This window comes from Streptomyces sp. OR43 (genome assembly GCF_008042275.1).
Taxonomy (GTDB): Bacteria; Actinomycetota; Actinomycetes; order Streptomycetales; family Streptomycetaceae; genus Streptomyces.
The window spans coordinates 3179735-3191416 of the sequence record NZ_RDBK01000043.1 but is presented as its reverse complement, the minus strand read 5'-3'; the positions used below and the strand labels follow the sequence as shown (position 1 = coordinate 3191416).

Below are 11682 nucleotides of genomic sequence, written 5' to 3'. Positions count from 1 at the left end.
CATCGGCAGGAGCCCGGAGAAGAACCCGTCGCCGTCGTCCAGCAGCTGGGCCCGCAGCCCCTTGGCGAGGACCGTGACGGAGCGGGCGAAGGGACGCAGCACCCGGAAGGTGACCCCGCCGCGGATCTGGTGGGCGCCGAGCAGCTCGTGCGGGGCGTGGTGCTCGCCCGACAGGAGGCGTGCCCGGCCACCGGAACCCTCGCACCGGTGGAGGCGGACGCACCGGCCGCCGAGCCGCCGGCGGCGCCCCCACCGGCCAAGCGGGCGAAGCGGGCGGCGCCGCCGCGGCCCCGCCGCGCGGGCGGGCAGGGCGTCCGCCCCGCCGGTGCGCTCGACGACGGCGACCGGGCACGCCTCCTGTCGGGCGAGCACCACGCCCCGCACGAGCTGCTCGGCGCCCACCAGATCCGCGGCGGGGTCACCTTCCGGGTGCTGCGTCCCTTCGCCCGCTCCGTCACGGTCCTCGCCAAGGGGCTGCGGGCCCAGCTGCTGGACGACGGCGACGGGTTCTTCTCCGGGCTCCTGCCGATGCCGTCCGTCCCCGAGTACCGGCTCCTGGTCGCCTACGACGACAACGAGATCGAGATCCACGATCCGTACCGCTTCCTGCCCGCGCTCGGCGAGCTCGACCTGCATCTGATCGGCGAGGGCCGGCACGAGGAGCTGTGGACCGCGCTCGGTGCCCGGGTGATGGAGCACCAGGGCGTCACCGGGACCCGGTTCACCCTGTGGGCGCCCAACGCCCGCGGGGTCCGGGTCGCCGGGGACTTCAACTACTGGGACGGCACCGGGTTCCCGATGCGTTCACTCGGCTCCAGCGGCGTCTGGGAGCTGTTCCTGCCGGCGATCGGCGAGGGCGCGCTGTACAAGTTCGACATCTGCCGCCCGGACGGCTCGCACACGCTGCGCGCCGACCCGATGGCCCGGCACGCCGAGGTCCCGCCGTCCAACGCCTCGGTCGTCACGGCCGCGCACCACGTCTGGCAGGACCAGGAGTGGATGGCCCATCGCGGGGACGTGCCCGTGCACGAGGCGCCGCTCTCGGTCTACGAGGTGCATCTGCCGTCCTGGCGCCCGGGTCTCACCTACCGCCAGCTCGCGGAGCAACTCCCGGCGTACGTACGCGATCTGGGCTTCACCCATGTCGAGCTGATGCCGGTCTCCGAGCATCCCTTCGGAGGCTCCTGGGGCTACCAGGTCACCGGCTTCTACGCCCCGACGTCCCGGATGGGCTCGCCCGACGACTTCCGCTTCCTCGTGGACGCGCTGCACGGCGCCGGGATCGGCGTGATCATCGACTGGGTGCCCGCGCACTTCCCGCGCGACGAATGGGCGCTCGCCGAGTTCGACGGCCGTCCGCTGTACGAGCACGCGGATCCGCAGCGGGCCGCCCACCCGGACTGGGGCACGCTCGAATTCGACTACGGCCGCACCGAGGTGCGCAACTTCCTCGTCTCCAACGCCACGTACTGGTGCGAGGAGTTCCACATCGACGGGCTGCGGGTCGACGCGGTCGCCTCAATGCTCTACCTCGACTACTCCCGCGAGGACGGGCAGTGGTCCCCCAACGAGCACGGCGGGCGGGAGAACCCGGACGCCGTGGCCTTCCTCCAGGAGATGAACGCGACGGTCTACCGCCGCAACCCCGGTGTCGTGACGATCGCGGAGGAGTCCACCGCCTGGGACGGCGTCACCCGCGCCACCCACCACGTGGGCCCCGGCGGCTTCGGCGGTCTCGGCTTCGGTCTGAAGTGGAACATGGGCTGGATGCACGACTCGCTGGAGTACGTGTCGAAGGAGCCGGTGCACCGCAAGTACCACCACAACGAGATGACCTTCTCGATGGTGTACGCGTACAGCGAGAACTACGTCCTGCCGATCTCGCACGACGAGGTCGTGCACGGCAAGCGGTCGCTGGTCAGCAAGATGCCCGGCGACTGGTGGCAGCAGCGCGCCAACCACCGCGCCTATCTCGGCTTCATGTGGGCCCACCCCGGCAAGCAGCTCCTCTTCATGGGGCAGGAGTTCGCCCAGGGTGCGGAGTGGTCGGAGGGACACGGCCCCGACTGGTGGCTGCTCGACCCGTCGTACGCGGCGGAGAGCGACCACCGGGGCGTACGGACCCTGGTGAGCGACCTCAACACCGTGTACGGGGCGACGCCCGCGCTGTGGCAGCGCGACACCGTGCCGGAGGGCTTCAGCTGGATCGAGGGCGGCGCCGCCGAGGACAACGCGTTCGCGTTCGTCCGGTACGACGCGGCCGGATCACCGCTGATCGCCGTCTCCCACTTCTCCCCGGTGGTGCGGCACGACTACCGCATCGGGGTCCCGGACGGGCCGGAGGCCTGGGTGGAGGTCCTGAACACGGACGAACTGCAGTACGGCGGCAGCGATGTGCGCAACGCGGAGCCGCTGAAGCCGGAGGCGGTGGCGGCGCACGGCCGGGACACCAGCATCACGCTGACGCTCCCGCCGCTGGCGACGGTGTGGCTGCGGCCGGCCTGACCTCGCGGCGTCACCACGGGTCCGGGGCCCGCACCACTCACCGGTGGTGCGGGCCCCCGCGTGCCCGGGGCGGGTCAGACCGCCGCCGGCAGGACATCCTCCAGTTCCTGGAGCAGCCGCCGCTTGGGGCGGGCCCCCACCATCGACTTCACCGGTTCGCCGTCCTGGAACACCATCAGGGTCGGCATCGACAGCACCGCGTAGCGGCTCGTGATCCCCGGGTTGTGGTCCACGTCGATCTGCACCACCTTGAGCCGGCCGGCCTCCTCCGCGGCAATCGCGCTGAGCACCGGGGCCAGCTGGCGGCACGGGCCGCACCAGTCGGCGGTGAATTCGACCAGGACCGGCAGACCGCCGGCCAGCACCTCCGCGTCGAACGTCGTGTCGGTGACTTCCGCGACACCTTCTGCGTGGATCATCTGCCGTCCTCCCCATTCAGTTCACAACGTGGTTCGGGACCGCCGGGCACACCCGCGGAGGCCTCGATCTCGGCGCGGGCCAGCTGGGCGCCCACTTCCGTACGAACCGACTGCAACTGGCCGATGAGCGCGTCCAGCTCGCCGAGCTTGCGCCGGTAGACGGCCAGCGAGGCCGGGCAGGAGTCGCCCGCCGGATGACCGGCGCGTAGGCAGTCGACGAACGGACGGGTCTCCTCCAGGTCGAACCCGAAGTCCTGAAGGGTCCGGATCTGCTGGATCAGCCGCAGGTCGCCCTCGTCGTAGGTGCGGTAGCCGTTCTCCGCCCGGCGTGCGGGCAGCAGGCCCCGTGACTCGTAGTACCGCAGCGTCCGTGTCGTCGTACCGGCGCGTTCGGCCAGTTCCCCGATTCGCATGCCCCGACGGTAATCCTTGACGTCGGCGTCAAGGCAAGGCCGGACGGACCGGCAGACACGGATGCGGCCGGTACGGGAGTCCCGTACCGGCCGCATCGGCGTCGCGTTACACCTTGGTGAGCGAGGGCTGCTCCTCGCCGCCGTCCCTGGCCTCGGGAACGTGCGGTTCGGCGTGGCCCTCGTCCGTGAGCATCGTCTCGTCGAAGGGCAGGGCCCCGGAGAGGACCTGGTCCACCCGTGCCCGGTCGATCTCCTTGGTCCAGGTGCCGACCAGCACCGTGGCCACCGCGTTGCCCGCGAAGTTCGTCAGGGCGCGGGCCTCGCTCATGAAGCGGTCGATACCGACGATCAGGCCGACCCCGTCCACCAGCTCGGGGCGGTGCGACTGGAGGCCGCCGGCGAGGGTGGCGAGTCCGGCGCCGGTGACGCCCGCGGCACCCTTGGAGGCGATCACCATGAAGACCAGCAGCGAGATCTGCTCACTGATGCTGAGCGGGTCGCCCGTCGCGTTGGCGATGAAGAGCGAGGCCATCGTGAGGTAGATCGCCGTGCCGTCGAGGTTGAAGGAGTAGCCGGTCGGCACGGTGATGCCGACGACGGGCTTGCTGACGCCCATGTGCTCCATCTTCGCGATCAGCCGCGGCAGGGCCGACTCGGACGAGGAGGTGGAGAGGATGAGCAGGAACTCCCGGCCCAGGTACTTCAGCAGGGCGAAGATGTTGACCCCGGCCACCAGCCGCAGGATCGTGCCCAGGATCAGGAACACGAAGAGCGCGCAGGTGACGTAGAAGCCGATCATGATGACCGCGAGCGACTTCAGCGCGTCCACGCCGGTCTCGCCGACCACGGCCGCCATCGCGCCGAAGGCGCCGACCGGGGCCATCCACATGATCATGGCGAGGATGCGGAAGACCAGGCGCTGGATGTGGCCGATGCCGCGCAGGACGGGCTCGCCCGCCGAGCCCAGGGCCTGGAGCGCGAAGCCCGCGAGCAGCGCGATGAGCAGGGTCTGGAGGACCTCGCCCTCGGTGAAGGCCGACACCATGGTGGTGGGGATGATGCCGAGCAGGAAGTCCGCGGTGGACTCGCTGTCCCCCGCCTGCGCCTCGCCCGCTGCGCGGGCCGCCTCGGTGAGGTGGAGGCTGGAGCCGGGCTCCAGGATGTTGCCGACGACCAGGCCGATGGCCAGGGCGACGGTCGACATCACCAGGAAGTAGCCGAGGGCCAGACCGCCGACGGCGCCGACCTTGGCGGCCTTGCGTACGGAGCCGACGCCCAGCACGATCGTGCAGAAGATGATCGGCGAGATCATCATCTTGATGAGGTTGACGAAGCCGGTTCCGATCGGCTTGAGCTCGACGGCGGTGTCCGGGGCGACGAGGCCGACGAGAATGCCGAGCCCCACCGCCGCGATCACGGCGAGATACAGATATTTCGTACGGTCCCGCTTGGCGGCGGCCACTCCCACGGGGGTCTCCTCGGCTCGTCCTTGTCCCTCCCCCGTCCCTGGGGGCCTCGGTGACTATCCCGCCCCTTGTGACGCCGGTCACCCTTGTGTGCATTTCGTTCATAGGTTTTCGGCCAGGCAGACTGGGGAGATGCGCTTCCCCCGTACCCGCCCGCGCAGCCTGGCGGGCCAGCTCTTCGCCATGCAGGTGGTGCTGGTCGCGGCCGTGGTGGCGGGGTGCGCCTTCTTCGCGTACGTCTCCGGCAGCGGCCAGGCCAAGGAGACCGCGACCCGGCAGGTGCGGACGGCCGCGCTGGCGATAGCGGGGTCGCCCTCGGTACGGGAGGCGATCCGTACCCCGGACCCGTCGGCGGTGCTCCAGCCGTACGCGGAGCAGGTCCGCAAGGACACCGGGATCGCGTTCGTCACCATCATGGATCCGCACCGGGTCCGCTGGACGCACCCGCACACCGAGCGGATCGGCGAGAGCTTCCTCGGGCACACCGCACGGGCCCTGCGCGGCGAGACGTTCTCGGAGACGTACACCGGCACGCTCGGCCCCTCGATACGGGTCGTCACACCGATCCGGGACGGCGGCAGGATCGTCGGCCTCGTCAGCGCGGGCATCACGGTCGAGCGGGTCTCCTCGCAGGTGCGGGCGCAACTGGGCGCGCTGGGGCTCGCGGCGGGTGCGGCGCTGGCGCTCGGCGGCCTGGGCACGTACGTGATCAACGCCCGGCTGCGGCGGCACACCCACGGGATGAACGCCGCCGAGCTGAGCCGGCTGCACGACTACCACGAGGCCACCCTGCACGCGGTGCGCGAGGGGCTGCTGATGCTCGACGGGCAGCGCCGGATCGCCCTGATCAACGACGCGGGCCGCGAACTGCTCGGTCTGGCGCCGGGCACGGTCGGACGCCGGGTCGCCGAGCTCGATCTGCCCGCGCCGCTGACCGGGGCGCTGCTCGCCTCCGAGGAGCGGGTCGACGAGGTGCATCTGACGGCGGACCGGGTGATCGTGGTCAACACCCGCCCGGTGGTGGGCGGGGAGCGGCGCGGCACCGTCGTCACGCTGCGCGACCACACGGAGCTCCAGGCGCTGTCCGGCGAGCTGGACTCCGAGCGCGGGTTCACCCAGGCCCTGCGCTCGCAGGCGCACGAGGCGGCGAACCGGCTGCACACGGTGGTCTCGCTGATCGAGCTGGGCCGCGAGGAGGAGGCGGTCGGCTTCGCCACGGCGGAACTGGAGCTGGCGCAGGCGCTCACCGACCGCGTCGTCGGCGCGGTCGGTGAACCGGTGCTGGCGGCGCTGCTGCTCGGCAAGGCCGCGCAGGCGAACGAGCGCGGGGTGGAGCTGGTGCTGGCGGACGACAGCCTGATCGACGACGGGGCGCTGCCCGCGACGCTGCCGCAGCGCGATCTGGTGACCATCCTCGGCAATCTGATCGACAACGCGGTGGACGCGGCGTCGGAGGCGGTGACCGGCTCCGGCGTCGGGGTGCCCGCGCAGCGCACGGGCCCGCGCCCGGCCCGCGCCCGCGTCACGGTCACCGCGCTCGCCGACGACGGGGAGCTCCTGCTGCGCGTCGCCGACAACGGGGCGGGCGTCGGACCGGACGACGCCGCGGAGGTGTTCCGCCGCGGCTGGTCGACCCACGGAGCGGGCCGCGGGCTCGGCCTGGCGCTCGTGCGGCAGGCCGCGCACCGCAACGGCGGTGCGGTGGTGCTGGAACAGGGGCCGGACGGTGGCGCGGAGTTCACGGTACGGCTGCCGCTCGCGCGGGGCGGCGGCGTGCAGGGGGAGAGGACCCCGTGATCCAGGTACTGGTCGTCGAGGACGACCCCGTCGCCGCCGACGCCCATCAGCTGTACGTGGACCGCGTCCCGGGGTTCACGGTGGCGGCCGTGGCGCACTCCAGGGCCGAGGCGGTGCGGGCTCTGGACCGTGTCCCGGTCGACCTCCTGCTCCTGGATCTGTATCTCCCCGACGGGCACGGGCTGCAGCTGCTGCGTGCGCTGCGTGCGGCCGGGCACGGGGCCGATGTGATCGCGGTGACCTCGGCCCGCGATCTGGCCGTGGTCCGTGAGGGCGTGTCGCTCGGCGTCGTGCAGTACGTACTGAAGCCCTTCACCTTCGCCACGTTGCGCGACCGGCTCGTCCGGTACGCCGAGTTCCGCGCGGCGGCCGGTGAGGCGAGCGGCCAGGACGAGGTGGACCGTGCGCTGGCGACCCTGCGGACCCCGCAGCCCGCCCGTCTACCCAAGGGCCTCAGCAGCCCGACGCTGGAGGCCGTGACCCGCGCGCTGCGGGCGGCCCCGGACGGGGTGACTGCGGCGGCGGCCGGGGTGGAGCTCGGGATCTCGCGCATCACCGCGCGCCGCTACCTGGAACACCTGGTGACCGCCGGGCGGGCGGTGCGCAGTCCACAGTACGGACAGATCGGACGCCCGGAACTGCACTACCGGTGGCTGGCGGAGGGGCGCTGAACGGGTACGCGGCGGCCCGGGACGGGGCCCCCGGCCGTCTGGAGGTTCCTATGAGCTGTGGTCATCGTGTGAACACACCGTGGTCATACCGTCTCTGACCTCCTACGGTGGGGCCGTGCACCCCACCCCGCCTTTCAACGCCCCCGCCGCGCGCCGACTGCGCGAGGCCCTGGGGATGGCTCCCGGCCATGTCGCCTACGGGCTCGGCGCCCAGTACGGCCTCCGGATCAGCGCCGAGACGGTCGCCGCCTGGGAGCGCGGACTCGCCTGGCCGACCGAGTACGAACTCACGGCCCTGGCAGGTGTGTTGTGGTGCGCCCCGGGCGAACTCCTCACCGCCGCCCGGACGCTGCGCGAGCACCGGGTCGCCCGGGAGATGACCGCGGAGGAGCTGGCGGGGCAGCTGGGGATCTCCGCGTCCGCGTATCTCCGGATGGAGGAGTCGGGCCGGTGGCGGGGCAACGAGCGCCAGTCCGCCGCCCTCAGCGAGGCGCTGGGCCTCGGCCCCGCCGCGTTCGTGACGGTCTCCGGCCGCGACGAGGAACTGGCGGAGCTGCTGCGCAGCGCGGTGAAGACCCGCTGGCAGGCGTACGTGAAGCCGGTGGCGAAGCTCGCGCCCCTGGACCGTCCGCTGGTCCAGAGCTCGCTGGAGCGGCTGCACGCGGACTACCAGGCGCTGATGGTGTCCACGCTCAGCTGGAGCAGTACGGGCACGGAGCCGTCGGGCGCCACCGGGGACGCCGGCCGGGCGTACCTCGTGGGCATCGTGGACCGGTTCTGGGAGACGGCCCAGGCGTAGGCCGTACCGGGTTCGTCGGACGGTGGCGGGGATGCGCGCGCGGATGAGGCGGCCGGCCTCACGGGGCCTCGCCGCCGTCGCTGCGCCGGCGGTCGGCGAGGCCCTTCTTCCCGTGCGGAGGAGTTCGGCCCTACGCGTCCTGCGCCTTCACGACCCGGGACGTCGGGATCGGGTGCGAGTCGGCCTTGATCCAGCGCATCGCGAAGGTGCCCTCGCGGTGTCCGTCGGTGTCGAGCCAGTTGCCGTAGCCCGGGTCCTTCGCGGCCACCACGATGGTCAGGGTGCCGTCGTCGTTGAGCTTGGCCGTGTGGTTGTTGATGTAGACGGTGGTGCGGTGGTAGTCGAGGGATTCCACCCAGAAGTTCTGCAGGACGAAGTTGAAGTACTCGCAGTCCGGTACCTCGGTCTCGATCACCCAGACCTCGTCCTCGGCCAGCTTCCAGTACCCGTGGAGGTAGAAGATCGTCGGATCGCCACCGGCGTTCTGGAAGAAGTCCTGCCCCCAGTCGACGATTTCGTTGGCCCGCGGCTGGAACGTGCGGCTCCACTCCAGGAAGGTCTTCGCGGTGCCGCTCACGTTGCCGACCGCCGCGGTGAGGCGCGCGCCGATCTGCTCCGGGGTCAGCGGGGTGAACTCGCCGTCCGGGTCCAGGCATTCGATGGAGAGCTCGGCGGCGGTCTCGTTGACGCGGTCCTGATAGGTCTGCCGTACGGAGATGAGGTTGCTGTCCGGCGCGAGCGGCAGCCAGGCGCCGTCCGCCGGCTTGTCGACGCTCGCGGTGAACGAGAACCGGCCGTGCTCGTCGACCGGGAGGTCGTGGCCGTGCAGATCGCCGGTCTGCAGCATGGTGCCGTCGATGTGGTACCGGTTGACGCGCGATCCGAACGTCAACAGCGGAACGTTGCCGCGTGTGCCGGTGATCCGGTAGCTGTACGTGCCGGAGATGTTGGCGCGCAGGTAGACGTTGTCGGGATTGTCGGCCCCGATCTTGGTCCTCATGTTCGGGTTGGGCGCCGAGGTGAAGCTCGGCCAGCGCGGATCGGTGTACTCGACGCAGTTGATCGTCGCGTACCTCAGCAGACGGCTCAGGTAGCGGACACCCTCGGCCTGCGTCAGCGGATCCTGCGGCACGATCTCGTCGTGCAGGATGTTCCCGGCGTCGAGCAGGTCGGAGCAGAACTTCTCCCACACAGCGTTCACGGTCTTCTCCTTCGGTCGGTCGGTCGGGTGACGGCGCCGGGTCAGGCGCGGGCCGCGAAGGCCTGGTCGACGTCGGCCTCGCTCAGACCGAAGTCCTGGAGGGAGTACCGGTGGTCGGGGCGGCGGTGGGCGCCCAGGCTCTTGCGGTGCGAGGCCTCGATCGCCTCGCGTGCCCGTGTGGTGAACTCCAGGCCGAAGTGGTCGTAGATGCCGCCGACGGTGCCCAGCGGATCGGTGACGAAGTCCTGGTACTCGACGTCGAGGAACTGCCGGGGGTCGTAGCGGCGGCGGGCGGTCTCGAAGTGCTCGATCCCCCGCGACCACAGGGCGAGCTGGGTGCGGCCGATGGTCTCCCGGTCGTACGCGTCGGACATGTCGTGCTTGCCCTGCTCGGCCAGGCTGCAGGTCGAGGCCATCGCGGTCCTCGGCGCGCGGTGCGTCCGGATGATCAGGGCGTCCGGGTAGACCCGCATGATCTCGTCGATCGCGAAGACATGGCTGGGGTTCTTGAGCACCCAGCGCCTGTCGGGGTCGTTCATGCCGATCAGCTGCAGGTTCTGCTTGTGCCGGGCGTACGTGGCGGTCCAGTCCTGTCCGGCGAGCCACTTCGAGTACGTCGGGAGGTACGAGATGCACTCGAAGGCCACCGACCTCATCGACTGCTGCAACAGCTGCCAGCACTCCTCGACTTCGTCGGCGTCCATGAAGTGGACCTTCATCAGCTCCGCCTCCGCCGCCTGACGGGCGGCGAAGTGGGCCTGGGAGCGCTGGAAGTCGGGATGCGCGGGCCAGTCCGCACGGGCGGGCCTGGGCTGGGGTGCCTCGGCGAGCCAGGTCTCGACGCCCTGGTGGGCGGGGTCGGCGGACAGCAGCCGGTGCAGCGCGGTGCTGCCCGTGCGCATGAGACCGCAGACGAAGACCGGGCGGTCGATGACGACCTCGGTGTGCTCGGGGTGCCGGGCGAACGCCGCCTCGCTGCGCGCCCTGCCGGCCAGGGCCTTCGTCAGCAGCGACCGGGCGATCGTCACCCCGTGCGGAGTGAGCCGTGAGTCACCGTCGAGGCTGGAGATCAGTACGTCCAGCCCTTCGCGGAAGCCGTCGTCACGTGAGTCACCGAAGTCGGTGAGCCCGGTCGCGTCGGCCGCGAGGGCGAGGAGTTCGTCGGCGGTGCCGACCGTTGCGGATTCCTGTGTGGTCATGTCCCTCTCCAGTTCAGTGGTGGGCGTGCCCGCAGTTGACGTCCAGGCACTGGCCCGTGATCGCCCGCGCGAGGTCGGAGGCGAGGAAGACCGCGGTGTTCGCGATGTCGTCGGGTTCGGGGAGGCGGCGCAGGTCGGCCCCGGCCGCGATCTCGTCGTAGACCACGCTCGGGTCGACGCCGCGCTCGCCCGCCCGGCGTTCGAACCACGCCTTGACGGAGTCCGCCCAGATGTAGCCGGGGGCGACCGAGTTCACGCGCACCCCTTGGGGCCCGAGGTCCACGGACAGGCTCCGGGCGAGGGCCAGCAGACCGGCCTTCATGATCCGGTAGGCGCCGAAGCCCGGCAGCTGGTTGCGGAGCACCATCGAGTTGATCATCACGATCGAGCCCTGTGACGCGACGAGCGCGGGCGCCAGCCGGCGGGTGAGGTTGAGCGCCGCCATCAGGTTGATCTCCAGGCCCTGCCGTACGTCGTCCGGCTCGGCGTCCAGGAGCCGGACCTGTGCGGGCTGGACGAACGCGTTGTGGATCACCGAGTCGAGCCGGCCGAAGGCGCCGCACGCCTGCTCCGCGAGGTTCTCGACCGACGCGTCGTCGGTGAGATCGGCCGGCACCACCGCCGCCTGCCCGCCGAGGCCGCGGATCTCGTCGGCCACCGCTTCGAGCCTGGACCGGGTGCGGGCCGCGAGTACCACCTGAGCTCCTGCCAGGGCGCTGCGTACGGCGAGTGACCGGCCGAGACCGGGGCCGACGCCCGACACCAGCACGACCTTTCCCTCCAGCAACGGGATGCGGGTCTGCGTCATGCCGACGCCTGCGCGGGACCGGCCGGTGCCTGGGGATCGATGACCGCGCTGAGCGAGACGATCCGGCACGCGTCGTCGAACTCGATCAGGTCGGTGGCCGCGAACGCGGGCATCCCGGCGCGGTCGACGCGGAGCTGCATCGCGGCGTAGCTGCCCGTCACGGTGATCGGGGAGAGCAGACTGACCGTGAAGTCGACCTTCGCGTTGCCGGTGCTGAACCTCCGGATCTCGTCGATGCCCCGATAGCTGGCGACACCGAGTGGCTCGTGCTGGACGGCGTCCTCGGCGAACAGCGCGAGCAGGGCGTCGACGTCGTGGTTCCCGAGGTGTTTCACGTACGCCTCGACGGCAGAGCGGATTTCGTCCCGACTGGGCATGGATCTCCTTGGCTTGACGCGGTACCA

Annotated in this window: 12 protein-coding genes; 4 read left to right on the top strand and 8 right to left on the bottom strand. The window is 71.2% G+C overall.

What is annotated here, in order from left to right:
- Positions 1–126: hypothetical protein (locus EAO72_RS44190; protein ID WP_410090554.1), on the bottom strand; the 126-nt coding region annotated here is incomplete at its 3' end.
- A gap of 33 nt (positions 127–159) precedes the next feature.
- Here EAO72_RS44190 and glgB point away from each other — a divergent pair.
- Positions 160–2505: a 1,4-alpha-glucan branching enzyme gene (gene glgB / locus EAO72_RS33475; protein ID WP_261991828.1), complete on the top strand. Its 2346-nt coding sequence runs from the start codon at positions 160–162 to the stop codon at positions 2503–2505.
- A gap of 74 nt (positions 2506–2579) precedes the next feature.
- Here the strand turns inward: glgB and trxA are convergent, their stop codons facing one another.
- The 3 genes from trxA to EAO72_RS33460 form a co-directional block, all read right to left on the bottom strand.
- Positions 2580–2924: a thioredoxin gene (gene trxA / locus EAO72_RS33470; RefSeq protein ID WP_148020795.1), complete on the bottom strand. Its 345-nt coding sequence runs from the start codon at positions 2922–2924 to the stop codon at positions 2580–2582.
- The gene (locus tag EAO72_RS33465; protein ID WP_148020794.1) at positions 2921–3337 is read right to left on the bottom strand and encodes a MerR family transcriptional regulator; all 417 of its coding nucleotides are present in this window, start codon (positions 3335–3337) and stop codon (positions 2921–2923) included. Before EAO72_RS33465 ends, trxA begins: the two co-directional genes overlap by 4 nt.
- Positions 3338–3443: 106 nt before the next feature.
- Positions 3444–4805 (bottom strand): cation:dicarboxylate symporter family transporter, encoded by a 1362-nt coding sequence (locus EAO72_RS33460; protein WP_148020793.1) that lies wholly within the window; start codon positions 4803–4805, stop codon positions 3444–3446.
- 130 nt (positions 4806–4935) lie between these two features.
- Here EAO72_RS33460 and EAO72_RS33455 point away from each other — a divergent pair, with 130 nt between their 5' ends.
- The 3 genes from EAO72_RS33455 (at position 4936) to EAO72_RS33445 (ending at position 8070) form a co-directional block, all read left to right on the top strand.
- Positions 4936–6600, top strand: a complete 1665-nt coding sequence (locus tag EAO72_RS33455) for a sensor histidine kinase (protein WP_148020792.1) — start codon at positions 4936–4938, stop codon at positions 6598–6600.
- On the top strand, positions 6597–7271 hold the full coding sequence (locus EAO72_RS33450) for a response regulator (RefSeq protein WP_148020791.1): 675 nt from the start codon (positions 6597–6599) through the stop codon (positions 7269–7271). The genes EAO72_RS33455 and EAO72_RS33450 overlap by 4 nt, the downstream gene beginning before the upstream one ends.
- 175 nt (positions 7272–7446) lie before the next feature.
- A complete protein-coding gene (locus EAO72_RS33445; protein ID WP_148022188.1) occupies positions 7447–8070 on the top strand; it encodes a helix-turn-helix domain-containing protein in 624 nt (207 codons plus the stop codon).
- Between the two features lie 130 nt (positions 8071–8200).
- Here the strand turns inward: EAO72_RS33445 and EAO72_RS33440 are convergent, their stop codons facing one another.
- Genes EAO72_RS33440 through EAO72_RS33425 form a run of 4 tightly spaced genes read right to left on the bottom strand, consistent with a single transcriptional unit; the run spans position 8201 to position 11655 of the window.
- Positions 8201–9271, bottom strand: a complete 1071-nt coding sequence (locus EAO72_RS33440) for a DUF1214 domain-containing protein (RefSeq protein ID WP_148020790.1) — start codon at positions 9269–9271, stop codon at positions 8201–8203.
- Between the two features lie 41 nt (positions 9272–9312).
- A complete protein-coding gene (locus EAO72_RS33435; protein WP_148020789.1) occupies positions 9313–10470 on the bottom strand; it encodes a sulfotransferase family protein in 1158 nt (385 codons plus the stop codon).
- Positions 10471–10483: 13 nt separating this feature from the next.
- Entirely contained in the window at positions 10484–11278 is a 795-nt protein-coding gene (locus EAO72_RS33430; RefSeq protein WP_148020788.1) for an SDR family oxidoreductase, read from the bottom strand.
- Complete coding sequence (locus EAO72_RS33425) at positions 11275–11655, bottom strand: nuclear transport factor 2 family protein (protein ID WP_148020787.1); 381 nt, start codon at positions 11653–11655, stop codon at positions 11275–11277. The genes EAO72_RS33430 and EAO72_RS33425 overlap by 4 nt, the downstream gene beginning before the upstream one ends.
- Positions 11656–11682 lie beyond the last annotated feature (27 nt).

Coding starts and splice junctions, on each gene's coding strand:
- EAO72_RS33425 (WP_148020787.1), bottom strand. CDS start 11,655: ATGCCCAGTCGGGACGAAATCCGCTCTGCCGTCGAGGCGTACGTGAAA.
- EAO72_RS33435 (WP_148020789.1), bottom strand. CDS start 10,470: ATGACCACACAGGAATCCGCAACGGTCGGCACCGCCGACGAACTCCTC.
- EAO72_RS33430 (WP_148020788.1), bottom strand. CDS start 11,278: ATGACGCAGACCCGCATCCCGTTGCTGGAGGGAAAGGTCGTGCTGGTG.
- trxA (WP_148020795.1), bottom strand. CDS start 2,924: ATGATCCACGCAGAAGGTGTCGCGGAAGTCACCGACACGACGTTCGAC.
- EAO72_RS33455 (WP_148020792.1), top strand. CDS start 4,936: ATGCGCTTCCCCCGTACCCGCCCGCGCAGCCTGGCGGGCCAGCTCTTC.
- EAO72_RS33445 (WP_148022188.1), top strand. CDS start 7,447: ATGGCTCCCGGCCATGTCGCCTACGGGCTCGGCGCCCAGTACGGCCTC.
- EAO72_RS33465 (WP_148020794.1), bottom strand. CDS start 3,337: ATGCGAATCGGGGAACTGGCCGAACGCGCCGGTACGACGACACGGACG.